26 protein-coding genes are annotated in these 25,484 nt (G+C 71.5%); 6 read left to right on the forward strand and 20 right to left on the reverse strand.

Annotation, left to right across the window (positions count from 1 at the left end):
* Positions 1-169: 169 nt before the first annotated feature.
* Positions 170-1,126, forward strand: a complete 957-nt coding sequence (locus tag FHS38_RS10405) for an SPFH domain-containing protein (protein WP_184733098.1) — start codon at positions 170-172, stop codon at positions 1,124-1,126.
* Entirely contained in the window at positions 1,123-1,377 is a 255-nt protein-coding gene (locus tag FHS38_RS10410; protein WP_184733099.1) for a type II toxin-antitoxin system antitoxin, read from the forward strand. The genes FHS38_RS10405 and FHS38_RS10410 overlap by 4 nt, the downstream gene beginning before the upstream one ends.
* A 145-nt stretch (positions 1,378-1,522) precedes the next feature.
* On the opposite strand, the gene FHS38_RS10415 is transcribed toward FHS38_RS10410, so the two are convergent.
* The gene (locus tag FHS38_RS10415) at positions 1,523-2,425 is read right to left on the reverse strand and encodes a LysR substrate-binding domain-containing protein (protein WP_260420694.1); all 903 of its coding nucleotides are present in this window, start codon (positions 2,423-2,425) and stop codon (positions 1,523-1,525) included.
* Between the two features lie 240 nt (positions 2,426-2,665).
* On the opposite strand from FHS38_RS10415, the gene FHS38_RS10420 reads away from it, so the two are divergent.
* Both FHS38_RS10420 and FHS38_RS10425 read left to right on the forward strand, forming a co-directional pair.
* Positions 2,666-3,220: a peroxiredoxin gene (locus FHS38_RS10420; RefSeq protein WP_130879659.1), complete on the forward strand. Its 555-nt coding sequence runs from the start codon at positions 2,666-2,668 to the stop codon at positions 3,218-3,220.
* A 6-nt stretch (positions 3,221-3,226) separates the two neighbouring features.
* Entirely contained in the window at positions 3,227-3,760 is a 534-nt protein-coding gene (locus tag FHS38_RS10425; protein WP_184733101.1) for an alkyl hydroperoxide reductase, read from the forward strand.
* An 83-nt stretch (positions 3,761-3,843) separates the two neighbouring features.
* Here FHS38_RS10425 and FHS38_RS10430 read toward each other — a convergent pair whose 3' ends face one another.
* From FHS38_RS10430 to FHS38_RS10445, 4 genes are all read right to left on the reverse strand, one after another.
* Entirely contained in the window at positions 3,844-5,286 is a 1,443-nt protein-coding gene (locus FHS38_RS10430; RefSeq protein ID WP_184733103.1) for an AI-2E family transporter, read from the reverse strand.
* Positions 5,287-5,433: 147 nt separating this feature from the next.
* Entirely contained in the window at positions 5,434-6,150 is a 717-nt protein-coding gene (locus tag FHS38_RS10435; RefSeq protein ID WP_338932024.1) for an aggregation-promoting factor C-terminal-like domain-containing protein, read from the reverse strand.
* A gap of 487 nt (positions 6,151-6,637) precedes the next feature.
* Positions 6,638-7,960 carry an RNA 5'-3' helicase PhoH2 gene (gene phoH2 / locus FHS38_RS10440; RefSeq protein ID WP_184733106.1) on the reverse strand — a complete coding sequence of 441 codons (1,323 nt, stop codon included), beginning with the start codon at positions 7,958-7,960 and terminating at the stop codon, positions 6,638-6,640.
* 370 nt (positions 7,961-8,330) lie between these two features.
* Entirely contained in the window at positions 8,331-9,092 is a 762-nt protein-coding gene (locus tag FHS38_RS10445; RefSeq protein WP_229822293.1) for an isoprenyl transferase, read from the reverse strand.
* A gap of 112 nt (positions 9,093-9,204) precedes the next feature.
* Here FHS38_RS10445 and mgrA point away from each other — a divergent pair, with 112 nt between their 5' ends.
* Positions 9,205-10,242 (forward strand): L-glyceraldehyde 3-phosphate reductase, encoded by a 1,038-nt coding sequence (gene mgrA / locus FHS38_RS10450; protein WP_184733110.1) that lies wholly within the window; start codon positions 9,205-9,207, stop codon positions 10,240-10,242.
* Between the two features lie 356 nt (positions 10,243-10,598).
* Here the strand turns inward: mgrA and FHS38_RS10455 are convergent, their stop codons facing one another.
* The 3 genes from FHS38_RS10455 to FHS38_RS10465 form a co-directional block, all read right to left on the reverse strand.
* Positions 10,599-11,864, reverse strand: coding sequence for a Cmx/CmrA family chloramphenicol efflux MFS transporter (locus tag FHS38_RS10455; protein WP_184733112.1), 1,266 nt, complete (start codon positions 11,862-11,864; stop codon positions 10,599-10,601).
* A 112-nt stretch (positions 11,865-11,976) separates the two neighbouring features.
* Positions 11,977-12,558 (reverse strand): TetR/AcrR family transcriptional regulator, encoded by a 582-nt coding sequence (locus tag FHS38_RS10460; RefSeq protein ID WP_184733114.1) that lies wholly within the window; start codon positions 12,556-12,558, stop codon positions 11,977-11,979.
* Positions 12,559-12,654: 96 nt separating this feature from the next.
* On the reverse strand, positions 12,655-13,380 hold the full coding sequence (locus tag FHS38_RS10465; RefSeq protein WP_184733116.1) for a prepilin peptidase: 726 nt from the start codon (positions 13,378-13,380) through the stop codon (positions 12,655-12,657).
* A 105-nt stretch (positions 13,381-13,485) separates the two neighbouring features.
* Here FHS38_RS10465 and FHS38_RS10470 point away from each other — a divergent pair, with 105 nt between their 5' ends.
* Complete coding sequence (locus FHS38_RS10470; protein WP_184733118.1) at positions 13,486-13,878, forward strand: DUF192 domain-containing protein; 393 nt, start codon at positions 13,486-13,488, stop codon at positions 13,876-13,878.
* Between the two features lie 72 nt (positions 13,879-13,950).
* On the opposite strand, the gene FHS38_RS10475 is transcribed toward FHS38_RS10470, so the two are convergent.
* The 12 genes from FHS38_RS10475 to FHS38_RS10530 all read right to left on the reverse strand — a co-directional run bounded on the left by FHS38_RS10475 (position 13,951) and on the right by FHS38_RS10530 (position 25,455).
* Positions 13,951-15,210 carry a hypothetical protein gene (locus FHS38_RS10475; protein WP_184733119.1) on the reverse strand — a complete coding sequence of 420 codons (1,260 nt, stop codon included), beginning with the start codon at positions 15,208-15,210 and terminating at the stop codon, positions 13,951-13,953.
* 257 nt (positions 15,211-15,467) lie between these two features.
* Entirely contained in the window at positions 15,468-16,100 is a 633-nt protein-coding gene (locus FHS38_RS10480) for an OmpA family protein (protein WP_184733121.1), read from the reverse strand.
* A 7-nt stretch (positions 16,101-16,107) separates the two neighbouring features.
* Positions 16,108-16,680, reverse strand: coding sequence for a hypothetical protein (locus FHS38_RS10485; RefSeq protein WP_184733123.1), 573 nt, complete (start codon positions 16,678-16,680; stop codon positions 16,108-16,110).
* A 20-nt stretch (positions 16,681-16,700) separates the two neighbouring features.
* Positions 16,701-17,378 carry a pilus assembly protein TadG-related protein gene (locus FHS38_RS10490; RefSeq protein ID WP_184733124.1) on the reverse strand — a complete coding sequence of 226 codons (678 nt, stop codon included), beginning with the start codon at positions 17,376-17,378 and terminating at the stop codon, positions 16,701-16,703.
* Entirely contained in the window at positions 17,375-17,557 is a 183-nt protein-coding gene (locus FHS38_RS10495) for a Flp family type IVb pilin (protein ID WP_184733400.1), read from the reverse strand. Before FHS38_RS10495 ends, FHS38_RS10490 begins: the two co-directional genes overlap by 4 nt.
* 665 nt (positions 17,558-18,222) lie before the next feature.
* A complete protein-coding gene (locus tag FHS38_RS10500; RefSeq protein WP_184733126.1) occupies positions 18,223-19,110 on the reverse strand; it encodes a DUF5936 domain-containing protein in 888 nt (295 codons plus the stop codon).
* A 13-nt stretch (positions 19,111-19,123) separates the two neighbouring features.
* The gene (locus tag FHS38_RS10505) at positions 19,124-20,062 is read right to left on the reverse strand and encodes a type II secretion system F family protein (RefSeq protein ID WP_373301791.1); all 939 of its coding nucleotides are present in this window, start codon (positions 20,060-20,062) and stop codon (positions 19,124-19,126) included.
* A 17-nt stretch (positions 20,063-20,079) separates the two neighbouring features.
* Positions 20,080-21,423: a TadA family conjugal transfer-associated ATPase gene (locus tag FHS38_RS10510; RefSeq protein WP_184733130.1), complete on the reverse strand. Its 1,344-nt coding sequence runs from the start codon at positions 21,421-21,423 to the stop codon at positions 20,080-20,082.
* Positions 21,420-21,944 carry a TadE family protein gene (locus FHS38_RS10515; protein ID WP_229822289.1) on the reverse strand — a complete coding sequence of 175 codons (525 nt, stop codon included), beginning with the start codon at positions 21,942-21,944 and terminating at the stop codon, positions 21,420-21,422. Before FHS38_RS10515 ends, FHS38_RS10510 begins: the two co-directional genes overlap by 4 nt.
* Before the next feature lie 96 nt (positions 21,945-22,040).
* Positions 22,041-23,726: a P-loop NTPase gene (locus FHS38_RS10520; protein ID WP_184733135.1), complete on the reverse strand. Its 1,686-nt coding sequence runs from the start codon at positions 23,724-23,726 to the stop codon at positions 22,041-22,043.
* Between the two features lie 26 nt (positions 23,727-23,752).
* Positions 23,753-24,475, reverse strand: a complete 723-nt coding sequence (gene cpaB, locus FHS38_RS10525) for a Flp pilus assembly protein CpaB (protein WP_184733137.1) — start codon at positions 24,473-24,475, stop codon at positions 23,753-23,755.
* A 92-nt stretch (positions 24,476-24,567) separates the two neighbouring features.
* Positions 24,568-25,455 carry a hypothetical protein gene (locus FHS38_RS10530; protein WP_184733139.1) on the reverse strand — a complete coding sequence of 296 codons (888 nt, stop codon included), beginning with the start codon at positions 25,453-25,455 and terminating at the stop codon, positions 24,568-24,570.
* Positions 25,456-25,484 lie beyond the last annotated feature (29 nt).

Below are 25,484 nucleotides of genomic sequence, written 5' to 3' on the forward strand. Positions count from 1 at the left end.
AAGGCTTCGACACACGTGACATACAGCACCCCGGAAGGCGGGAACCCGGGTACGGCGTAGTGCGGGAAACCGTACAGGGCGCTAAAGTGATATCACTTTGCTAGACAGCGTTAACCGCGCGTCGAGCCGGTCACGGCTGCGCGCGCCATCAGATGCGGGGGACCCATCCATGTCCGACACCACCGGCACCACCGACACCGCCCCACCCGCAGCCGCGCCCGTCGTGGCGCGGCCGATCGTCCGGGAGCGCCCGGCGCACGACATCGGCGGCGGGCTGGCCCTGCTCCTCGGCCTGGTGGGGCTGCTCATAGGGGCGGGCGGGGTGGCCCTCGGGGTCTTCTTCGGCAACGACGGCAAGCCGGGCCTGTGTGCCGCGTTCGTCGCGGTCGGCATCCTCGTCGGCCTCGGCGCGATCATCGCGATGAGCGGACTGAACACGATCTCCCCCGGTGAGACCCGCGTCGTCCAGCTCTTCGGCCGCTACCGGGGCACGATCCGCAACGAGGGCCTGCGTTGGGTCAACCCCTTCACCAGCCGCGAGAAGGTCTCCATCCGGGTGCGCAACCACGAGACGGCCGTACTGAAGGTCAACGACGCGTACGGCAACCCGATCGAGCTGGCGGCCGTGGTCGTGTGGCGGGTCGAGGACACCGCCCAGGCGACGTTCGCGGTGGAGGACTTCCAGGAGTTCGTCGCCACCCAGACCGAGGCGGCCGTGCGGCACATCGCCATCGAGTACCCCTATGACGCCCACGAGGAGGGCGGCCTCTCGCTCCGCGGGAACGCCGAGGAGATCACCGACATGCTCGCCGTGGAGCTGCACGCCCGCGTCGAGACCGCCGGTGTCCACATCATCGAGTCGCGCTTCACGCATCTCGCCTACGCTCCGGAGATCGCCTCCGCGATGCTCCAGCGTCAGCAGGCGGGCGCGGTCGTCGCCGCCCGCAAGCTGATCGTGGAAGGCGCCGTCGGCATGGTCGAGCAGGCCCTGGAGCGGATCAGCGAGCAGGGCATCGTGGAGTTGGACGAGGAGCGGAAGGCGGCCATGGTGAGCAATCTGATGGTGGTGCTGTGCGGCGACCGGGCCGCCCAGCCCGTCCTCAACACCGGCACCCTCTACCAGTGACGGACGACCTACCGCCCAAGGGCCGGCCGCGGCAGCGCAAGCAGGTGCTGCTGCGGCTGGACCCCTTGGTCCACGACGCACTGGCGCGCTGGGCGGGCGAGGAACTGCGCAGCGCCAACGCGCAGATCGAGTTCCTGCTGCGCAAGGCGCTCGGCGACGCGGGACGGCTGCCGCGGGACACCGGCGCGATGCCCCGCCGGGGCCGCCCCCCGAAGTCCGACCGACCGCCGGAGGACACCGACGAGCGGTAGGGGCCGCCCGCGGCGGCGAGCGCCCTGCGCCGCGTCCTCGATCCGCTCAGCCGCCCAGCCCGTCCGGCGATTGAGGACACAGCACAGCAGCCCGTCCGGCGATTGAGGACACCACCGCGCAGCGGAGGTGCACACCGCCCGGCCGTCAGCCGGCGATCCGCACCGGCAGGCTTCGCAGCGCCGTCCGCAGGGCGACCGCGAACTCCTCGAACTCGCCCTGCCGCGCCGCCCCGGCGCGCATGGCCAGGGCGATCCGCCGGGAGGGCGCGGGGTCGGCGAAGTACCCGGTGGAGAGCTGGTCGTTGCGCCCGGTCTCGACGCGCAGGGCGGTACGCGGCAGCAGGGTGACCCCCAGGCCGCCGCCCACCAGCTGCACCAGGGTGGACAGGCCCGCGGCGCTGGTCGTGACCGGGGCCCCCTCCGTGCGGCCCGCCTCGCGGCAGACGTCGAGGGCCTGGTCGCGCAGACAGTGCCCCTCGTCCAGCAGCAGCAGCTCCAGCTCGCGCAGCGCGGCCCGCGGGATGTCGCCGCGCCCGGCCAGCCAGTGGTCACTCGGTGTGACGAGCACGAAGTCCTCGTCGAAGAGCGGAATCTCGGTGACGCCGGGCGCGCCGAGCGGCACGGCGAGGAGCAGCAGGTCCAGCCGCCCCTGGGTGAGCCCGTCCAGCAGCGAGGAGGTCTGCTCCTCGTGGACCTGGAGATCGAGGTCGGGATAGGACTCGTGGACCAGGCGCAGGACGGTGGGGAGCAGATAGGGCGCCACGGTCGGGATGACGCCGAGCCGGAGCACCCCGGTGAAGGGCGCGCGGGCCGCGTCGGCCTCCTCCATGAAGGCGCCGACCGCGTCGAGGACCGTCCGGGCGCGTGCGGCGAGCCGCTCCCCCGCTGGACTGAGCAGCACCTTTCTCGTCGTACGCTCGAGGAGCTGTACTCCGAGCGTCTCCTCCAGCGCCGAGACGGCGCCCGAGAGGGCGGGCTGGCTCATGCCGATGGCGGTCGCCGCGTCACGGAAGTGGAGCTGCTCCGCGACGGCGGCGAAGGCCCGCAGCTGGGCGAGGCTGGGCTGCCGGGGCCGCGCCTGCGGCCCCCTCGCGGGTCCGCCGCCGGGGCCGCGCGACGGGCCTCGGCCGCCACCGGACGGCTGGGATATGGGCTTCACTGATAGCCACCTCCGATCAACACCACTCAGTCTAGCTATTTCCGCTATCAATGCCTCCTGTGGCACTGTGGAGGCCGTCCAACCCCGCAGGAAACCCCTGAGTGGGATTTCCCGTTGCAAGGAGAGCGCGTGCTCACTGTCGGTGACAAGTTCCCCGAGTTCGACCTGACCGCCTGTGTGGACCTCGACGCGGACAAGGCCTTCGCGCAGATCGACCACAAGACCTACGAGGGCAAGTGGAAGGTCGTCTTCTTCTGGCCGAAGGACTTCACCTTCGTCTGCCCGACCGAGATCGCCGCGTTCGGCAAGCTGAACGACGAGTTCGCGGACCGCGACGCCCAGATCCTCGGCGTCTCCGGCGACTCCGAGTTCGTCCACCACGCCTGGCGCAAGGACCACGCCGACCTGCGTGACCTGCCCTTCCCGATGCTGGCCGACGCCAAGCACGAGCTCATGCGCGACTGCGGCGTCGAGGGCGAGGACGGCTACGCCCAGCGCGCCGTCTTCATCGTGGACCCGAACAACGAGATCCAGTTCACCATGGTGACCGCCGGTTCCGTCGGCCGTAACCCCAAGGAGGTCCTCCGGGTCCTCGACGCGCTGCAGACGGACGAGCTGTGCCCCTGCAACTGGTCCAAGGGCGAGACCACCCTTGACCCGGTCGCGCTGCTCGCGGGCGAGTGATCTGACATGGCCCTCGACGAGCTGAAGTCCGCGATACCGGACTTCGCCAAGGACCTGAAGCTGAACCTCGGCTCGGTCATCGGCAACTCCGACCTCCCGCAGCAGCAGCTGTGGGGCACCGTGCTCGCCTGCGCGATCGCCTCGCGTTCGCCGCGCGTGCTCAAGGAGCTGGAGCCGGAGGCCAAGGCCAACCTCTCCCCGGAGGCGTACACCGCCGCCAAGTCCGCCGCCGCCATCATGGCGATGAACAACGTCTACTACCGGACCCGGCACCTGCTGTCGGACCCGGAGTACGGCAACCTGCGCGCGGGCCTGCGGATGAACGTCATCGGCAACCCGGGCGTGGAGAAGGTCGACTTCGAGCTGTGGTCCCTGGCCGTCTCGGCCATCAACGGCTGCGGCATGTGCCTCGACTCGCACGAGCAGGTGCTCCGCAAGGCCGGCGTGGACCGCGAGACGATCCAGGAAGCCTTCAAGATCGCCGCCGTCCTCCAGGCCGTCGGTGCGACCCTCGACTCCGAGGCCGTGCTGAACGGCTGAGGCCGCCCGCCTCACCGCACGACGAGAGCGCCCGCCGACCTTCTGGTCGGCGGGCGCTCTCGTCGTGTGCGGCAGTCCGGGTCTCAGCCCCGGCCCTCCCCGGGCGGCCCCGCGCTCCCGGCCGGGACGGCCTGCCCGGGAACCTCGGGCGAGGACTCCCCGGCGGCGGTCCGCAGCGCGTTCTCCCGCGCGTACGCCCGGAGGTATCCCACGACGGCATTGGTGACCGCGACCAGCGGGACGGCGACCACCGCTCCGCCGATGCCCGCGATCAGCGAGCCGGCGGCCACCGAGAGGACCACCGCGAGCGGGTGGACGCGCACGGCGCGGCCGAGGATGAAGGGCTGCAGGACGTGGCCCTCGATCTGCTGCACGGCGAGCACGACCGCGAGCACCATCGTCGCCGTGAACATGTCGCGCGTCACCAGCGCCACGACGACCGCGAGCGCGCCGGAGACGACGGCGCCGACGAGCGGGATGAAGGCGAAGAGGAAGATGAAGACGGCCAGCGGCACCGCCATCGGCACGTCGAGGAAGAACAGCCCGATGCCGATGAAGATCGCGTCGATCAGGGCCACTATCACCGTGCCGCGCACATAGGCGGTGAGCGTCGCCCACGCGCGCGGGCCCGCGCCCGCGACGCCGTCGCGGGCCGCCGCCGGGAACAGCTTCAGCAGCCAGCCCCAGATCTTGGGGCCGTCGTAGAGCAGGAAGAGCGTCGAGAACATCGCCAGCAGGATGCCGGTCAGCACCTCGAGGATGACCGTGACGCCCTCGATGCCGGCCGAGGTGATGTCCTTGGTGTTGGTGCCGATCGCCTTGCTGAGGTTGTCGGCGATGTTGTTGATCTGGTCCTCGGTGACATGGAACGGGCTGTTCAGCAGCCAGTGCTTCAGCTCGGTGATGCCGTGCTGCACGTTCTCGGTCAGGTCGTCGAGGTTCTCCGTCACCTGCCACACCACGAACCAGCAGACCAGCCCCATGACGACGAAGCCGGAGATGAAGGTCATGGCCGTGGCGAGGCCCCGGGGCACACCGTGCCGTCTGAGCAGGGCGACGGTGGGCTGGAGCAGCGCCGTGATGAGCAGGGCGGCGACGAAGGCCAGCACCACCAGCTGCACGGCGCTGATCATCCGCATCAGCACCCACAGCGAGGCCGCGAGTATCAGCAGCCGCCAGGCCACCTCGGCCGCGACCCGCACGCCCCAGGGGACGGCGGCCACGGGGTCCGGGCGGGGAGCGACCGAAGGGGCGTAGCCGGGCGGCGGCGGCACATGCTCGTGCTCGGAGACGGCCACGCCGACGGGGGCCTGCCCGGTCGCGGGTTCGGCCCTGCCGGACGAGACGGCCGAACCGGATGAACCGTGCGCATCGGAGGAATCGCCCGCACCCGCCGGAGTCGGCACACGCGCCTCCCCCGACGCAGCCGCGGTCCCCGACGTCTGCGCTTTGCGTTCGTCGAGCCGCTGGGCGAACCGCGTCAGGCCCGCCCCCAAGCCGCCGACCCATTGTGGCAATCTGGACATTTCTCTTCCTCTACCCCACTCCCCCGTGGTCATCGTGACGACGTTACCTGTGCCCGGCTCCGTCGAACGCGCGGCCTGTCGTCAGACAAGACACACAAAGCCCCCGACCGGTTGAGGTCGAGGGCTCGGTGAAGGTGAAGGTGCGGCCTAGTACCACTGGTTGGCTTGCCAGAACGACCAGGCGCCGCAGGGGCTGCCGTAGCGCTCGTTCATGTAGCCGAGGCCCCACTTGATCTGGGTGGCCGGGTTGGTCCGCCAGTCGGCGCCGGCGGAGGCCATCTTGGAGCCGGGGAGCGACTGCACGAGTCCGTACGCGCCGGAGGAGGGGTTCTCCGCGGTGTAGTCCCAGGTGCTCTCGTTGTTCACGATGTTGCTGAAGCACTGGAACTGGTCGCCGGGGACCATCTGCCGGGCCATCGCCTGGACCTCGGCGGTGCTGTAGGAGCCCTTGGCCTCGAAGCTGGAAGCGTCACGCGTGGCCGAACGGCTGCTGACCTCTTCCTTCTTCTCGCGCTCCTTCTCGGCCTTCTCCTCGGCCTCTTTCTTCTCCGCCTCCTCGGCGGCTTCCTTCTTGGCGGAGGCGTCCTCGGCGGCCTGCTTGCGCGCGGCCTCCTCGGCTTCCTTCTTCGCCGCCGTCTCGGCAGCGGCGGACTGCGTGTCCGCCTGCTCCGTGAGGGATGCGGTCTGGGCCTGGAGCTTCTGTCCGGCGGGGATCTCCGCGAGGATCGTCGCATCGGCGGCAGTGGCCTCGACCTGACCGGTCGCGCCCTGCTCGTTGCCCGAGGCGACGCCAACGACGGCGCCGACGGTGGTGACCGCGGTGGCGGATGCCACGGCGAATCCCCGGACCGAAATCCGGCTCACACGGTTTCCTTCCAGCATCGCCCGCATAGGTGACCTCGCGGGCGCAATCGTGCCCCTGGCGCTGGCCTCCACTCGGACCGGCCTCGGGAACCGAGGGACCGGTTGGTCACGGAAGGCACTGACCCGGTGGGCAGCCCTCCCGCGAAGGAGGCCCGCATGGTGCTCGGGTGGCATACGGCAACGCTGTTGAGTTCTGTGGTGCCACATCCCTGAGGATGCAGGTGTGCCGTATGCGGGGCCTGACAGGCCCCAGACTTTGCCCGACGAGGATGCCCCGAAGCAATTCTTCGTTGCGTGGGAAAGCTCACACGCCGTTTACTCGAGGGGTTTTACGGAAACCTTGGCGCCGCACAACAGCGCGCGGCTAAGCTCTGTCGCTTTGCCGCGCACTGCCCTGGGCGGAACACACACCGGGTTGTACGGGGTTGGGTCGAGATGCGCGGAGATCCTGCCGCACGTCCCATCCGTACAACTGTCGGCGCGCGCTTCAGATACGGCCGTCCTCCAGCATTTCGGTCACCAGGGCCGCGATGGGCGACCGCTCCGAACGCGTGAGGGTGACGTGCGAGAAGAGGGGATGCCCCTTCAGCTTCTCGACCACGGCGGCCACACCGTCGTACCGCCCGACGCGCAGATTGTCCCGCTGGGCCACGTCATGAGTGAGGACCACCCGCGAATTGGCGCCGATCCGGGACAGAACGGTCAGGAGCACGTTCCGCTCGAGCGACTGCGCCTCGTCGACGATCACGAAGGCGTCGTGCAGCGACCGGCCGCGGATGTGCGTGAGCGGCAGCACCTCCAGCATGCCGCGCCCCACGACCTCCTCGATCACCTCGGCGCTCGTCACCGCCGAGAGCGTGTCGAAGACGGCCTGGGCCCACGGGCTCATCTTCTCCGCTTCGCTGCCCGGCAGATACCCCAACTCCTGCCCGCCCACCGCGTACAGCGGCCGGAAGACCATCACCTTCCGGTGCTGGCGGCGCTCCAGCACCGCCTCCAGCCCGGCGCACAGCGCCAGCGCCGACTTGCCCGTACCCGCCCGGCCGCCCATCGAGACGATCCCGATGTCGGGGTCCAGCAGCAGATCGAGCGCGACCCGCTGCTCGGCGCTGCGGCCGTGGATCCCGAAGGCCTCCCGGTCGCCCCGCACGAGCCGCACCGAACCGTCGGCGCAGACCCTCCCCAGCGCCTTGCCGCGCTCGGACTGGAGCACCAGGCCGGTGTGCACGGGCAGTTCGGCCGCTTCGGGCACGTATGCCCGCTCGTCGGCGAAGAGTTCGTCGACCTGCTCGGCGGTGATGGCCAGCTCCGCCATCCCCGTCCAACCCGAGTCGGTGATGGCGAGCTCGGCGCGGTATTCCTCCGCGAGCAGCCCGACCGCCGACGCCTTGATCCGCAGCGGCAGGTCCTTGGAGACGACGGTGACGTCGTACCCCTCGGCCTGGAGGTTGCGGGCGACCGCGAGGATCCGCGAGTCGTTGTCACCGAGGCGGAAGCCGGCGGGCAGTATGCCCGGATCGGAATGATTGAGCTCGACCCGCAACGTTCCGCCCAGCTCGCCGATCGGAATCGGTGAATCGAGACGGCCGAATTGCACCCGGTATTCGTCCAGCAGGCGCAGTGCCTTCCGGGCGAAGTAGCCGAGCTCCGGGTGGTGCCTCTTGGCCTCCAACTCCGTGACCACCACGACGGGCAGCACGACCTCGTGCTCCTCGAAGCGGGCCATGGCTCCTGGGTCGGCCAGCAGGACGCTGGTGTCGAGGACATACGTGCGCCGGTCGTTCTCACGGCGATTCTTGCTGGTCACCACGGGTGGACGAACCCCCTCGGTAAGAGGTCGGGGCGCGACGGCGTCGCGGGGTATGGGGCCGGGTGCTCGCCCTTCGAGGGCCGGACACCGGCCCTCCGCGTCGACCGCGCGACCGCGTGGGTCCGCTCGATCCGCACGGTCGTCGTCCGTGTGCAAAGGGCCTCCCGGGCGGGCGGCCCCATGCCGCCCGCTGGCAGAGCGACGGTCTTAGGACAGACCGTCGGCCTGGAGGGGATATTCCCTTCCGAGCGCTTGCCCATGCAACGGCATATGCGACGACCAAGTGAACGATCGATCCGTCAGCCGCCGTACCCCGGGCGGCGCGCGGTGCGACCGCGCGCCGTCGTTCCCCACCGACCCCTTCGAGGGGTCAGAACCCGTACCTCCGGTGGCGGGCCGCGTAGTCGCGCAGGGCCCGCAGGAAGTCGACCTTCCGGAAGGCGGGCCAGAAGACCTCGCAGAAGTAGTACTCCGAGTGCGCGCTCTGCCAGAGCATGAAGCCGGACAGCCGCTGTTCACCGCTCGTTCGGATCACGAGGTCCGGGTCGGGCTGGCCGCGGGTGTAGAGGTGCTTGGAGATGTGCTCGACGTCGACGGTCTCGGCCAGCTCCTCGAAGGAGCTGCCGTTCTCCGCGGCCTCCAGCACCAGGGAGCGCACCGCGTCCGCGATCTCCTGCCGGCCGCCGTAGCCGACGGCGACGTTGACCAATATCCCGGCGATGTCGTCGGTCGCCTGCTCGGCTTCCTTCAGCACCCGCTGGGTGCGGGCCGGGAGCAGATCGAGCGTGCCCACGTGGTGGACGCGCCAGCGCCCGTCCTCGGCCAGGCCGCGCACGGTGTTCTCGATGATGCCCAGCAGCGGGTTGAGCTCCTCGGCGGGCCGGTCCAGGTTGTCGGTGGACAGCATCCAGAGCGTCACGACCTCGACGTCGGTCTCGGCGCACCAGCCGAGCAGCTCCTGGATCTTGTCGGCACCCGCCTGATGACCCTGTTCCGTCGTACGGCCGTCCGCGCGCGCCCAGCGGCGGTTGCCATCGAGGATGACACCGATGTGTTTGGGCACCTGCGCATGGTCGAGGCGGCCTTCCACCCGGCGTGCGTAGAGCCTGTACACCAGGTCGCGCAACTTCACGTCTTCCCAGCCCCTCCATGTCATGGCGGTCGCCCCGAAGGCGCCACCCTACTGCCCGCGTGTCACGGGGACCCAACTCGGTCTGTCACAAGCGCGTGATAGTCAGGTGGACATGACCGATTCCACGCATTTCCGCGCGGCCGAAAACCGATACGACTCCATGGAGTATCGGCGTACGGGTCGCAGCGGCCTCAAGCTTCCCGCCATTTCCCTCGGACTGTGGCACAACTTCGGTGACGACCGCACCCTGGAGTCGCAGCGCGCCATCCTGCGCCGCGCCTTCGATCTGGGTGTCACGCACTTCGACCTGGCCAACAACTACGGCCCGCCGCCGGGGTCCGCCGAGCTGAACTTCGGCAAGCTGTTCGCGCAGGACTTCCGCCCGTACCGGGACGAGCTGGTCCTCTCCACCAAGGCCGGCTACCTCATGCACCCCGGCCCGTACGGCGAGTGGGGCTCGCGGAAGTACCTGCTGTCCTCGCTCGACGCGTCCCTGGGCCGAATGGGTGTGGACTACGTCGACATCTTCTATTCGCACCGGTTCGACCCGGAAACCCCGCTGGAGGAGACGATGGGCGCGCTCGCGTCCGCCGTCCGCCAGGGCAAGGCGCTGTACGCGGGCGTCTCCTCGTACAACGCGGAGCAGACCCGCGAAGCCGCTCGGCTGCTGCGCGAGATGGGCGTCCCGGCGCTCATCCACCAGCCGTCCTACTCCATGATCAACCGGTGGACGGAGGACGACGAGCTGCTCGACACCCTGGAGGCGGAGGGCATGGGCTGCATCTCCTTCGCGCCGCTCGCACAGGGGCTGCTGACCGACAAGTACCTGAAGGGCATCCCGGAGGGCTCGCGCGCGGCGCAGGGGAAGTCGCTGGACCCGGGGCTGCTCACCGACGACGTCGTGCGCCGGCTGCGCGGGCTGAACGAGATCGCGCAGCGCCGCGGCCAGTCCCTCGCCCAGCTCGCCCTGACGTGGGTGCTGCGCGACGAGCGGATGACCTCGGCCCTGATCGGGGCGTCCAGCGTGAGCCAGCTGGAGGCGAATGTGGCGGCGCTCGGCTCGGCGAAGCTGACCGAAGGGGAGCTGGCGGAGATCGACGCCCTCGCGGTGAGCACCGAGGGCGTCAATATCTGGGCCCGCCGCTCCTAGATCAACTTCCGGTCAAGCGTTGATCGACTTCTCGGCCATCCGGTGCGTGGCACATGAATGCACACGGAGAGTAAGGGCCGGGAAAGAAAACGGGCCGGTCCGTGGGGGGGATACGGACCGGCCCGAGGGGGGGTTTCCACCATAACCGGTCGGAGGGCATGCTTCGCGCATCCTCGGGGGTGACAATCCGTGGCGTGCTGACGGGCGACCGCCTTATTGATCTTGAACACTTCGATGGGCGTGACCGCGGGAAATCCCCCTGGGCCCGCCAGCACTGGGCATACAGCGTAGAACGCCCCGTGTGTTCCAGCCGGAATGGCGCCCGCCGCACCTTCCCCGAACGTCCTACAAATTCGTCACCGGTTTGACGTCATTGACGCCACACGGGCGACGTCCTCCGGAATCGGCTGCGGTCGGGGCTCCGGGGTCTCCTCCTCGCGCGGCCCCTGTCCCGGTCCGGGCCGGGCGTCGCCGTCGCGCCGCTCCAGCGCGGCGGCCAGGGCGGTCGCCAGCAGACCGGCCACGCCGATCGCCGCGCCGACCCAGGCGACGGAGCGGTAGCCGAGCCCCGCGTCGATGGCCAGGCCGCCCAGCATCGGTGCCACCGTGATGCCGACGTTGAACGCCGAGGTGTTCACCGCTCCGACCAGGGTGGGGGCGTCACCGCCTATCGCGAAGACGCGGGCCTGCACGGCCGGATTGGTCACGAAGCCCACGAGGCCCAGGAAGAAGACCAGCACGACGGCGAGCACCGTGTTGCCCGCGGCCCACCACAGCGCCAGGGAGAAGGCCACGACACCGCCGAGGCCGACGAAGAGCGTCGGGAACGGCCGGGCGTCGGCGGTACGGCCGCCGATCGTCAGCCCCACGAGCGCGCCCACCCCGTACAGCGACAGCACGGCGGGGACCCAGCTCTCCGGCACGCCGCTCACCTCGGTCAGGAGCGGGGCGAGGTAGCTGAAGGAAACGATGACCCCGCCGACGCTGAGCGCGGTGATGCCGTACGAGAGCCACAGCCGCGGCCGGACGAACGCCACCAGCTCCTGCCGGACGGTGCGCGCCGGGCCGTCCGCGCCCAGGCGGCCCGGCAGGAACAGCACCACGCTCACCAGGCTCGCCGCGGTGAGCACGGCGACCGCCCAGAACGCCGCCCGCCAGCCGGCGTGCTGCCCCAGTACGGTGCCGGCCGGCACACCGAGCACGGTGGCAAGACTCAGCCCCGTGGCGACCACGGACATCGCCTTGGCCCGGCTCTCCACGGGCACCATGCTCACGGCCGTGACGGCCGCCACCGCCCAGAACCCGGCGTACGCGACGGCGGTGACGATGCGGGTCGCGAACAGCAGCTCGTACGAGGGCGACAGCGCCCCGACCACGTGCCCGGCGATGAAGACGGCCTGGAAGGCCACGAGAGCGGTGCGGCGCGGCATGCGCAAGGTGGCCACGGCCAGCAGGGGCGCGCCGACGAGCATGCCGACGGCGAAGGCCGAGATCAACAGCCCGGCGTCCGGGATGGACACGCCCAGATCCTCGGCCATGGTGGGCAGCAGGCCGGAAAGCATGAATTCCGAGGTGCCTTGGGCGAATATCCCCAGACTCAGGATGTATACGGCGACGGGCACAGCAGGTCCCCCTGTGAGTTCTCGTTGACGTCGGTTGTTTTGTATTGATCAGTTCAAAACGAGCCCATGCGGAAGCCCGGGCGACGCCCCCGTGCGACGGGCCGTCCGGGACTCAGAGCGCGTCGAGCGTGGTGCGCACGACCCCTTCGAGCGCGGCCCGCCCCGCACCGGCGCGGGCGGAGACCCGCATGCCACCGACGGACGCGATCAGGAAGTGCGCGAGCGTACGGGCGTCCTTGGCGCGGTCGATGTCGCCGTCCCGCTGCCCGGCCTCGATGGCGGCGGCGAGCGCTTCGAGCCGGCGCCCGTAGTCCCGCTCCAGGTCGTGCGCCACCTCACGGTCGCGCGCGGCCAACTCGACGGCGGTGTTGACGACCAGACAGCCGCGGCCGTCGTCGACGTACGCCGACTCCTCGTCGATGATGCGGACGAGCGCGATCCGGAGCTTCTCCCGGACGGGCAGATCGCTCTCCAGCAACTCGATCAATTCGCCGGTCTTGCGCTCCATATAGAGGAGAAGGGCACGCTGAAAGAGATCACGCTTGCTCTTGAACGTGTTGTAGATGCTGCTCCGGCCGAGACCGGTGGCGTCACACAGATCCTGGGTCGAGGTCGCCTCGTACCCGGCGGTCCAGAACGCCTCCAGCGCGGCGTCGACCGCCCGCTCCTCGTCGAACTTCCTCGGTCGGGCCATGGTGTGACCGTAGCATGTTTTGGATCGCTCGGTACATAAACGCTTGCGGGCCGACTCCGCGGACCGGAGGGGCTCGCACGGAAGCTCATCCCGGGCTCACCCGCTCGTCGCCCCGCCTATCAGTACCCCCAGCCACGCCCCCACGATCATGAACGGCCCGAAGGCCAGCGCCTCTCCGCGCCGCGCCCGCCGCATCACCAGCAGAGCCACCCCGTACAGCGACCCCAGCAGCAGCCCCGCGAACGCCCCGAGAAGCAGCACCGTCCAGCCGTACCACCCCAGCACGCACCCCAGCCCGACGGCCAACTTCGCGTCACCGAAGCCCATCCCGCCCGGGTGGACGAGGAACAGCCCGAAATAACCACCCCCCATCGCCAGTCCGCCCCACAACGACCCCCACCACGACCCCGCCGCCCCGGGGATCAGCGCCGCCACCCCGAGCAGCACCGCCACCCCCGCCGCCAACGGCAAGGTCAATACATCCGGCAGTCGGCGCACCGATACGTCAACCCCCGCCAACAGCACCGCCATCGGCGCCGCCGCCAGCCACACCACCAGCTCGGGACGCATCCCCACCACGGCCGCGAGACTCGCGCACACCAGGGCCGTCGACGCCGCCGAAGGCAGCGCGCCCACCCCGTATCCCCCTTCGCACACCGCGCAGCGCGCCCGCCCGATCCACCCGCCGACGGCATGCCCGCACGGGCCCGCCGACCGCCATTCCTCCTCGGGCTCGACGGACAGCCGATACCGGGCGCGCGGCACCAACAGCCCCGCCACGAAGCCGAACACGGCGGCGGCGACGATCAGCAGCGAGTACATGCTCCGAGGCTACGCACGCTTCGGGATCCCCGCTGAAGCCTGTGGATAAAGTGGCCGAGGACGCGCCGCGCACCGGCACGGGCGACCGGCCGAAGGGAGCAGGGCATGGCTCAACGGCAGGACGGCGGCGCCCAACTCCGCGTACTGCCAGATCCGTTGCCGGGCGGGGCCGCATCGGACAGCGGCCCGCGGCATGCGCCCGTCCCGCTGGAAATCGCCTCCTCCTACCGGGCCCGCACCCGGGGGCTGCTCGGCCGGGACGGCATCGAGGGCGCTCTGTTGCTCACGCCCGCCGGCAGCGTTCACACCTTCCGGATGCGTTTCGCCATCGACGTCGCCTACCTGGACCGGCACATGACCGTCCTGGCGGTACGGACCATGCCGCCCGGCCGTCTCGGTCTGCCACGGATCCGGGCCCGTCATGTGCTGGAAGCGACGGCGGGGGCCATGGCCCGCTGGGGGCTCCGTCCGGGCGTCCGCGTGGAGATCTCGCCCTGACGCGGCGCGCGGATCCGGCGGCCGATCGCTCCTCCGACCGCCCTTCCGTCAGCTCCTCCGCCGGCTCCTCCGTCAGCTCTTCCAGCGACGCGCGGCCAGCGTCCACCCGCCGAGCCCGAGCAGCAGCACGGATCCCGTACCGACACCGGCGTATCCGACCAGCCGCAGCCGGTCGCTCCGGCCGGAGCCGCCGTCCCGCGCGCCGCCGGGCCCCATTCCGTCACCCGCGAGAGGGAGCATCCCGCCCCCGAACTCCCCCGGGTCCTTCGCGTACTCCGGGCCCTTGTCGGGCTCGCCCTCCACGCCGATGCGCAAGGTGAACGGCACGCTTCCGGAGACCTTCCCGGCCACGGCCGGATTGACGCTGACCTGGATGTAGTAGGCGCCGGCGAAGCGCATCGCCCTGGTGGCCGCGTCCAGGCCCGCACCGAGACGGTTGGCGTAAGCGACCGGGGCCGTCTCCAGGGAGAGGGCCTTCGGCTTGCCCTGATAGCCGCCGTTCCGGTTGGTGACCAGGCCGCGCGCGGTGTTGCTCAACGCCAGCCGCACGCCGTTCGCCGCGTGGAACGCGGCCCCCGCGGGAACGGCCCCGAATTCCGCCGTGACCCGCAGCCGTTGCCCCCATCCGACCGGCACGCGGTAGAACCGCGTGCCGCCGGGCTCGACCGATCCCTTCACCGAGCCGGCCCGCACATCGGCGGCGTCGTTGAAGCCCGTGCCGCCCTCGGCGTTCTGTTCCGCTCCGCCCGAGGTCACGGGCGGGGACGCCGCGGGCTCCCGGGCGGCCCCCGGCATTCCCTTGCCGTCGGCCGCCGGGGAGCCTTCGGTGCCCTTCCGCACGGCGGGTTCGGACATGTACGCCAGCTCGATCGGCAGCGCCGCCGCGCTCCCGCCGCCGGTGGCCTCCCCGCGCGTCACGGTGACGACGTAGCGCCCGGCACTCCGGCACACGCCACGCGGCTCGACCACCCGCTCCGCGTAGTCCCCCGTCGGATACGCACCGCCCTGCGCCGCGAAGGTGCGCCGGCGTCCGAGGCCGCACCGCCTGCCGTCCTCGGTCAGCATCGACACGCCGATGCCGTCCTGGGCCCCCGGCACACTGCCCTCCCGGGGCACGGCGATCGCCGAGACGTACGCGCTCGACGCGTCGTCCAACTCGATGCTGTAGTACTTCGTCGCCCCCGGCTTGATGCTGTCCGTGTACATCCCTTCGGCGAGCGGGGGCGCGTCGCCCGCAGTCGTCGCGCCTTTGACGGGGCTCGCACCGGGCGCCATCCGGTACGCACCCCCGTCCTCGGCATTCCCGACCGCCCCCGCAGGACCGGCCGTCATCAACGCCCCCACCGCAGCAACCCCGACGAGCCCGCCCCTGGCTTTCCGTCGGCCCCTCATTTCCCGCCTCCCTCAGCTCTCCCCCAACCTTCGGGCTGCCCCATCCTGCCCCGCCGAACACCCCCGCACACCGGCCCCAACCGCTCGGCGGGCGGGAGTGGGGGCGCGGGGGCGCGGCGCGCGCCTCTTGATCGGAAGCTCGCGCTTCACCGCGCCCGCGGCACGGATGGGCCGCGCCGTTCGTCGGGGCTGCCGCCCTATGACCGACGCGGGAAGCTGACCTCCACACGGCGGTTCTTCCTGCGGCCCTCCTCGGTGGAGTTGTCGGCGATCGGATACTGCTCGCCGTAGCCGCGGATCTGGTAGCTGATGCGCGACGACCCCGCCGACGAACCGACGTTCTGGGCGAGTTGGCGCTGCACGGCGTCGGCCCGCTGCTTGGAGAGCACCATGCCGTGGCCCGTGGAGCCGAGGCTGTCGGTGAAGCCGAACACGCGCACGGTGGCCGCGCGGTGTTTGGTGACCTCGTCGGCGATGGTCCGGATCCGGGCGTTGGCCGCGCTGTTGAGCGTGGCGCTGTCCTTGTCGAAGAGCACTTCGGCCTGGAGGGCGAAGGTCACGTTGACGTTGGTGACCTCGCGGCGCTCGTCGCCGTCGTCCGTCTCGACCACGGATTTGATGTCGAGGACCCGCCCCGGCGCGAGCTTCGCCCCGGCGCGCATCTTGAGGTCCGGATCAGCGCCGTCGATCTTCACGGGCGGCGCGGTGTCGGCGGGCCCCCCGGGACCGCCGACGGCGTGGGCGGGCGTGGGGGACGGCGCGAGGGTTACGAGCGCGGCGAGCACGGTGGTCGCCACGGCCGCGCCGCGGCGGGTCCGGTGCGTCGGCATGGGACGGTCACCCCGAGATCTTGATGCGGACGGTCGGCATGGTGGGCAGTTGGAAGTCGACGTCCGTGACGCTCGCGGGCGGCGCGGGAAACTGCGCGAAGACGGGCCGGCTCTCCTCGGGCCGGATGTTGACCAGGCCCGTGGTGCACAGGCACTCGCCGTCCGTGTCCCGGAGCACGAGGTACCGCTTCTTGCTGGCCCGGTCCACGAGGGACGCCCCGGACACCGACGACTGGGACTTCATCTCCGTCTCCTTGGAGCGCCAGGTCAGCGGGGTGTAGGGCTTCGAGCCGCGGTTCGCGACCACCCCGCTGACCGTGACGAACCCCCCGGTGTCGCGCACGGCGGAGTGGAGGACGACGACCACCCCCTCGGGCCCCTTGATCTCGCCGATGGTCTCGCTCGGCGTCGGCGCGGGCTTGTCCCCGGCCGTACGGGGGGCGCCGGACGCGCGGGGGGTGCCGGGTCCGTCCTTCTCCTCGCCGTCGCTCCCGCAGCCCGCCACGGCGAGGGCTATGACGGCCGCCAGCGCCGCACCGGCCGCACCCCTCCGGGCCGTCGTCGTCTGCCGAATGCTCATGGGCAACTTTCCTTCGCTGGTCAGTCGGCGAGGTGCACGGCGAACAGCTCCGCCGTGTCCGGAAGCCGGTCGAGGTGACCCGGGTCGATCGTCACGTGCTTGCCGTCGCAGTCGAGAAAGAGGGCGGGGGGCCTCTCAGGCGGCTTCTCGCCGCCCTTGTCCCCGTCGCCCTTGTCCTTCGACGGTGAGGGCTTCGGCTCTTCCTTCGGCGGTGCGGCGTCCGGCACGCAGAGCGGTGTGACGGCCGCCGTCGCCGTCGCGGTGGCCTTCTTGCCCTCCGTGCCGGGGATCACCGACTTCCCCACGCCCTTGAGGGACTCGACCGCGACGGTGAAGGACGGCGACGGGTCGGCCGGGGCGCAGTCGCGTACCGAGGCGCCGTTGCTCTTCGCGAACTTCACCGCCGCGCCGCAGACGTCGACGGCGTCCGTCAGCCGGCCGTCGAGGAGGATGCCCTGCCACGCCGCGTCGGTGCGCAGGGCGTGCAGGAAGCTCGCACCCAGCTGATCGCGGTAGCTCTGCGCCGCCGCGAGGGCCGCGGCGTCCGCCGCCGTCTGCGCGCCGTTCTTCGTGGCTCCGGCCCGGCCGACCGCGTAGAAGGCCAGGGCGATGAAGAGCAGGCCCGCCACCGCCGTGATGTAGAGGGGGAAGGCCTGCCCGGCGTCGGTCGGGTGACGCGCGGAGGGCGCCCGGCTCACCCGGTGATCTGGGAGATCTGGTTGGTGATGGCCGTCGCGATCATCGTGCCGAAGTCGGTCGTCGTCAGCACCAGGATGATCGCCACGACCACGGCGATGATGCCCAGGTACTCGATCGAGGTCTGTCCCCGATCGGCGTCCCGGTCGCCGACCCGCCCATGGTCCCGTGCGCCGCGCAGGCCGGCCCTCCGGCTGGTGTCCCGGTCGTCGTTCCGGACGTCTCCCGGGCGGTGCCCCAGGCCGTCTTCCCAGAACCGCTTTCCCATCGTCTTCCCCTCCGTGGGCAGCCGGGCCCGTCCGGTCCGGCGGGTGGATCCCCGTGGTGCGACCCGCGTCCCCGTTCGCGGCACCAGAAAAGTACGCCGAATCGGCGGTGGCGGAACAGGTCGCGTGGCACCATTCCCTTCCCCAGTGGGGGAGTTGGGACACCACGCGTCTCCTGAAACTCACCCACCCCGGGCGGCCCATGCGTCTCACCACCGCTCCGTCAGACCCTTGGAGGAGCCGTCGGCGGTCCCCTCCGGGGGCCCGTCAGAGGACGACCATCCCCTATCCGATTGCAGACGTGAAGGCTCTTCGCGTATCCCGAACCGGGTATCGAACCCGGCGTCGGCCCGGATCCCGAGCCGGTCCCCCACAGCCCCCGCGCCCTGCTCGAACTCCGTCGGACGGGCTCGCTCCGAGCAGGGCGCGGCGTGGTGCGGAGAGGTGTGCTGGGAGGCGTGCTGCGAGGCACCGGCGTCGTACAGGGGCTGCTGGGGAACGCCCTCCGGTGGTCGGGCGGGACGGGGCGGGGTGTCCATCGGGTCTCCTAGTGCGGTGGTGCGGGCGAGGTGTGGGCAGCTCAATCCCCCGTGATGGAGCCGAAGTCCGTGCCGGAGCCGAGGAAGAACCCCGCGATCAGCAGGATCATCGTGCCCGGAACCATGAAAGTGGTGACGACCATGGTCGCCTTCGGTACGGCCCGGGCCGCGCGGCGGCGGGCCTGCTGGGCGTCGGTGCGGCGCATGTCGTTGGCGATGTCGATCAGGGTGTCGACGATCGGGGCGCCCAGCTCCTCGCCCTGCTGCAACGCCGTGACGAACTGCGCCACCTGCTCGGAGTCGTTGCGTTTGCGCAGCTCCTCGAACGCCTGGCGGCGGCTGACGCCCATGTCCATCTGGCGCAGGGTGATCCGCAGCTCGTCGGCCCACGGCCCCTCGTACTTCTCCGAGACGCGGTCCAGGGCCTGCCGGAAGCTCAGCCCCGCGCTCACCACCACCGCGAGGACGTCGAGGAAGTCGGGCAGTGTGCGCTCGATCGCGTCCTTGCGCTCGCGCACGGCCACCCAGATGCCGACCTCGATCCAGAAGAGACCGAAGGCGACCAGCAGCAGTGCCATGAGGACGTGTCCTTCGAGCAGCATCACCAGCGCGCCACCGAAGCCGAGGAAGCCGTAGACCGCGCGGCGCGCCGCGTACCGGTCGACCGTGAGGCCGCCGGGGTTGCCGGCCCGGTCGATGCGGGTGCGGACCTTCGCGACCCGTTTGCCGCCCATCATGCGCAGCACGAGCGGTGCGTACCGCATGCCGAGCCGGTCGACGGCCGACCCCACGGCGGTCGTCCGGGTCGCGCCGACCTCCAGGGCCAGCGCCAGATCGGCGGGCAGCTTGGCCTCGCTGCGGCAGAGGGCGATGCCGTAGCAGGCACCCGCCACGGACAGCCCGACCAGCAGCGCCAGCAGAAGTCCCATTCCCGGCCGCCCCTCAGACGTCGATCTTGGACATGCGGCGGATGAGGAAGAAACCGAGCCCGTACAGCCCGAAGGCCGCGACCACGGCCGCCCGCCCCGGGAATCCTGCGGTCATCCGCTCGATCGACCCCGGTGCGATGCGGTCCATGAGCAGCAGCGTGCCGATGCCCATCAGGGGGACGACGTAGGCCGTCACGGTCACCTGGGAGAGTTGGGTGCGGACCTCCCGCCGGGTCTCCTTCCGCTCCTCCAGTGTCGTCGTGAGGTTGCGCAGCGAGCTGACGACCGTGCCGCCCGCCTTGTTGGACAGCACCAAGGTCGTGACCAGGACGACCAGTTCGCGTGAGGGCAGCCGGTCGGCGAGTTCGTCGAGTGCCGCGTCGATGGAGTGACCGACGGCCAGTTTGTCGGCGACCTTGGCGAGTTCCTCGCCCGCCGGGGCCTCCATCTCGTCCGCCGCCATGCCGAGGGCGGTACGCAGGGCGAGTCCGGCCTGTGTGGCGTTGGCGAGGATGCGGGACAGCTCGGGGAGCTGGTTGATGAACTTCTCGATGCGTTTGCGGCGCTGCCAGGCGAGGAAGGCGAACGCGGACCAGACCGCGACGACCCCGGCCAGCGGGCCGAAGAACGGCGCGAGGGAGGCGGCCGCGACGAGCCACAGCCCGGCCGCCGCGGCGAGCGTGCACAGGGCGAACTCGGCAGGGGTGACGTCCAGCCCCGTCGAGGCGATCCGCGACTCCAGACGACAGCCGAAGCGGGTGCCGCGCAGCCTCCGGTCGAGGCCGCTGAAATGCCGGGCCCGCCCGGCGGGCGGCAGCGCGGGGGTGTCGGAGAGACGGTCGACCAGCGCCTGGCGCTGGGCCCGCCCGGCGGCGTACAGGTGTACGCCGGCGACCCCCAGGGCGCCGCACACCAGGGTGAGTCCGGCGGTGACGGTTGCGAGATTGTCCATACTGTCCATGTACGGCGTTACCTCTGTCCGGCCTCTCGGGGGCTGCGTTCGGTGGGTGACGCGGCGACGCCGAAGGCCGGTGGCACGGCCTCGTCGGCCAGCCGCAGTCGCTCCGCGACCCGTTCGGGAACGGGGAAGTGCGTGAAGTGCCCGCGCACGACGCGGTCCGCGCCCATCGGCCGGGCGTCGAAGCGGCAGACGGTGGCGAGGCGGTAGTCCTCCCGGCCGTGCGAGTCGAGGAGGGCGACCTCGGCGACGCGGCGCGATCCGTCGGCGTTGCGGGTGAGCTGGACGAGGCAGTCGACGGCACTGTTGATCTGGTCCCGCAGGGCCTCGTACGGGATCTTGACCTCGGACATGGACGCCAGGGTCTGGAGCCGCATGAGCGCGTCCTCGGCGCTGTTGGCGTGGACGGTGGCCAGCGAACCGTCGTGGCCGGTGGACATGGCCTGGAGCATGTCGAGGGTCTCACCGCCGCGCACCTCACCGACGATGATGCGGTCCGGGCGCATCCGCAGGGAGTTGCGTACGAGGTCGCGGATGGTGATGCGGCCCTTGCCCTCGACGTTCGGGGGCCGGGATTCGAGGCGGATGACGTGCGTCTGCTGGAGTTGCAGCTCGGCCGCGTCCTCGACGGTGATGATGCGCTCGCCCTCGGGGATCAGCCCGGAGAGGGCGTTCAGCAGGGTGGTCTTGCCGGAGCCGGTCGGCCCGGAGACGACCACGTTGAACTTGGCGCGCACGAGCGCTGCCAGCAGCATCAGCGTCTGCTCGTCCAGCGTCCCCATGCCGATGAGCTCCCGCAGCGTGTAGGCGCGCGGGAAACGGCGGATCGTCAGGGTCGCGCCGTTCAGCGCGAGGGGCGGAATAATCACGTTGACGCGTTCCCCGCTCGGCAGCCGGGCGTCGACCATCGGATTCGACTCGTCCACGCGGCGGTTGACGGTGGAGACGATGCGTTCGATGGTCTGCATCAGCTGCTCGTTGGAGGCGAACCGTACGGGGACGAGTTCGACGCGGCCCGCGCGCTCGACGAAGACCTGGTCGGGGCCGTTGACCATGATCTCGGTGACGGAGGGGTCCTCCAGGAGGGGTTCGAGGACCCCGAGGCCCAGCGCCTCGTCCACGACCCGGCGGATCAGCCGGTCGCGCTCGGCGGTGGACAGCACCGGCCCCTCGCGGCTGATGATGTGGCCGAGCACCCGCTCCAGCCGGGTGCGCCGCTCGGCGGCGGCCAGCGCGGACATCTCGGCGAGGTCGATCTCCTCCAGCAGCTTCGCGCGGTAGACGGGGACGAGATGGCTCGACTCCCGCCCGTCTGCGGGTGCTTCCGGTGCGACGATCCGCGCCCTCAGGCTCATGGCGCACTCCTCGCGTACGGGGGTGGATACGGGGACCAGCCGGATTCCAGGGCGGCGGGGCAGGGCATCGTGGCGCGGCGCGTGGTGCTGAATCCGGTGCCGGGGATGATCTCGGGGACGGTGACCGTGACGGTCGCGGTGACCTCACCGCCGTCCGGGCACGTCGGCGCTCCGATCTCGGCGCGGTCGGCGACCCAGTCGGTCATCGCGGACCGCGCCGCGGCCTCCGGGTCGGGGGGCTCCCCGCCCGGCGTTCGGTCCAGCGTCGCCGTACGGGCCGCCGCGCGGGCCCCGCTGCCCGCCTGCTGTGTGGCGAAGGCGGCGATCCCCAGCTGAATGGCGGCCAGCGCGACGATCAGCAGCAGGGGCAGGAACCCGAGGAACTCGATCGACGCGATGCCGCGGTCCCTGGCGGCCGGGCGGGCCGCCGGGTGCGGCCGGCCGGTGGAGCCGCCCTCGTCTGCCGGGCGGGCCCGGGGAGCCCGGTCACCAGGCTCCCCGGCCGGACCGCTGCCCCGCACGCGGGGGGACGATCGGCACCGCGTCCGCCCGGCCCGGACACCCTCGCCCGCCGCGCGCCCGTGTGCCGCCGCCGTCCGCGGTCGCCAACGCATCGCTCAGTCCTCCCGCGCCGCGCCGGCCGAGCTCTCCACCTGCCAGGGCCAGCTCACCGCCCCCGGGAAGAGCACCGGGACGTCCAGGGAGACCGTCGCCCGGTAGACCCCGTTCTCCTCGCCGCAGCCGATGCCGTCGCCGCCCCAGGCGCCGGGTAAGTCGGCCTGCGCGGCGGCAGCGCAGTCGCCGCCCACCGCTCCCGCCCGGGCGCCCTTGTCCGCCGCGTTCCCGGCGAGGGAGTACGTGTAGCCGACCAGGACGCACTGCCAGACCACCGCCAGCACCACGAGGATCAGCGGCAGTACGCCCGCGAACTCCACCGCGACCTGCCCCCGATCGCCGCCGCCGCGTCTGCGGAAGCGGCTGGTGGGCACGGGGGCCAGCTGGTCCGGGCCGGTGCCGCCGGTGGCGGGGGCGGGGCCCCCTATGGCCCGCCGTCGGCGCGGTGCGCCCGCGATCGAGCGGTCGGCGTGGGCGGCGTGGGCTCCGCCGTGCGCGAGCCGGGTGCCGGGGGCGTCGGCCAGCCCCAGCTCGCCGGCCAGCGTCCACAGGGCCCCTTTGACGGAGGACTTGGCGTCGAGGTCCTGCATGCGGCCGGAGTCGACGGCGGCCTGGAGCTCCTTGTAACCGGCGGGGATCGTGGTCCGCGCGGTCTTGGTGCCCGTGGTCCGTTCGACGAGGGAAGGCTGGATCTCGGCGGTGCGGGTGTGGCGGTTGACGACGGTCGTGGTCTCCTCGGCCTTGCGGATCTGGAGCCGGTCCCAGAGCCGGACCATGCGCTTGGCGGCCCGTACGGACACCACGTCCGGGGTCGTGACCAGCAGGGCCGTGTCGGCGGTCTCGACCACGGCCGCACCGGCGGCCGTGATCTGGGTGCCGCAGTCGACGACGACGAGTTCGTAGCGGCTCCGGAGCGCGGCGGCGATCTGGCGGGCGGCGAGGTCGCCGACCTCCTCGCCGCGCTCGCCCTCCGCCGGGGCGAGCAGCAGCCCGAGCCCGGTGGGGTGGGGGAAGACGGCGTCCTGCAAAACCCGGGGGGAGATGTCGTTGATGCCCGCCAGGTCGGCGATGGACCGGCGGAACTGGACGTCCAGGTAGGAGGCGACGTCGCCGGACTGGAGGTCCATGTCGACCAGGGCGACCTCGCGACCGGCGGCGCACGCGGCGAGCGCGAGCTGTACGGCGGTGACGGTCGTACCCACGCCGCCCTTGGCGCCGATGACGGCGATGAGCCGGCCGCCGGGACCAGCCCCGGGGAGGACGTCGCCGGTGCCGCCCAGATGCCGGCGGACCCCGCTCGCCCACTGCGCGGCGGCCTGGACGCGGGCGCCCAGTTCCTCGTAGGACAGCGGCATGCCGACGAGGCCGCGTGCTCCGGAGTCCATGGCGGCGGCGTACAGCGCGGGCCCGGCGTCGGCGGCGGCCAGGACGACCCCGGTGGCCGGGAAGCGGAGGGCTACCTCGCGGATGAGTTCGAGGGCGGGCACCGGTCCGATGCGCTCGTGCACGAGGACGACTTCGGGGAGCTCCTCGATGGAGGCTGCCGCGAGGACGGCGAGGGTGTCGAGGAGCCGGGTGGTGTCCCCGACGGTCGGCAGTGGCTCGACGCCGGGGAGCTGGCCGAGCAGGCCGCCGATGGAACGGGCGGTGTCCGGGTCGCCGATGGCCGGGAGGATTCTGATCGTCACCGTGGCCCCTTGCCTCTCTTGTGCCGCTACTTGTCGCCGTCGAGGGTGTAGGTGCGGTCGCCCTCGCTGACCGTCTCGTCGCCGCCGGGAGCGACGAGGGCGAGCCGGACGTGCGAGGCGAACGACTCGGCGTACGCGACGCGCTGGGCGTCCTTGGTGCCGAGGGCGAAGGTGATCGGCACCGCGTCACCGGCCGCCTTGCGCGTCGTGCCGCCCCCTCGGCCGCCGCCGTCGCGGTCGAGGGGGGTGAGCTTGCCGACGTCGATGACCTGGGCGCCGCTGACGATGACCTTGGAGACGGGCTTGGCGCCCTGTTCCTTGGCGTCGAAGGTCGCGTAGATGTTGACCTTCGCCCCCGGGTTGATCTTCCCCGCCACGCCCGTCGCCGCGTCGATCATGATGGCGATCTCCTGCTGTCCGGCCGTCAGCGCCGGACGCGCGACGATCATGTCGCTCTGCAGCAGCGAGCCCTTGCGCAGCGGGGTGACGGCGATCTTCCCGCGCACCCGGGCGAGGTCGGTGACGGCGGTGGCGGGGAGCCAGCGCCTGGGCATCGAGACCTGCTCGAACTCGTCCTCTTCGAGGGTCCGGTAGGCGGGGACGTCGGCCTTCAGCCGGTAGGCGGTGATCTCGGGGCCGACCTTCGATTCGACGTCGTCGATGACCGAGAACACTCCGACGAACGCGCCGACGGCGCAGAGGACCGACAGGAGCAGCAGGATGATCCCGCGGCGCTGGCGTGAATTCATGGGGCTGCGAACCTCGTTCGTCGGATGTGACCGGGGTGTGGCGGCCCGGCGGAGCGGCGGCGACCGGGCGCACGGGCCGGGTGCGGCGGGGGTCAGCGACGGCTGTGCGGGGCACTCGCCCCGGCCCGTACCGGCGGGCCGAGGGCGCCCGCGGCGGCACGCGGCACGGCCGCACGGCAGAACCCGCAGCGGTCGCCGATGAGTTCGAGCCCGCACCAGCGGCACTCTTCCCGCCGTACGGACGTGACGAGCTGGTAGAGCACGGAGGGGTCCCAGATGGCGGCGGCGAACTCGACGGCCCGGCGGGTGCCCCACCAGCGCGCGGACTCGGCGGGGAAGACGGCCTCCTGGACGCCCTGGACCCGCCAGTGCGGCGCGACGGTGTCGAGGACCCAGTCCTCGCCGGCGACGGGCCTGCCGCGGGCGAGCGTCAGCCGGGTGCCGAAACCGGGGCCGTCGGGGGTCTCACCGGCGCCGATCCGTAACAGCCGGGACACGGGGTTGACGAGGGCCCCGAAGCGGGCGCCGGGCAGCAGGGACGCCAGGTGGTTGCCGAGACCGACGTCCGCCCGGTCGAGCCGGGTGACGCTGGAGAGCTGGGCTCCCGCGTAGATGTAGTGGGCGAGCAGCCGGGCCGCGGAGGCGAGCACGCCGGGGCTCAGGTCCGACACGGACAACTGCCGTAACTGGCAGGCCAGTACGCCGACGGCGAGCGGCGGCAGCGCGATGGGCAGCAGGGCCACCCGGTCGCTCTCCAGGACGGACCGGATCGTGTGCAGGCGTCGGACGTACGGGCCGGGGAGCGAGTCGGGGAAGAGGACGACCAGATGGCCGCACTGGTCGAGCAGGACGCCCGCCTGGGCGACCGCGGTCTCCAGCGGCTGCGCTTCGGGCGGCTGGAACACGGCGGAGTGCGGAGTCTTCCCGTCGGGGGGCGGGAGCACCAGATCGGAGCTGGTGACTGCTATCGCGATGGGCACGTCGGCTTCCCCGTTCACTCCGGCCGCGG

It is taken from the genome of Streptomyces netropsis (assembly GCF_014203545.1).
In the GTDB taxonomy this organism is placed as follows: Bacteria; Actinomycetota; Actinomycetes; order Streptomycetales; family Streptomycetaceae; genus Streptomyces; species Streptomyces netropsis.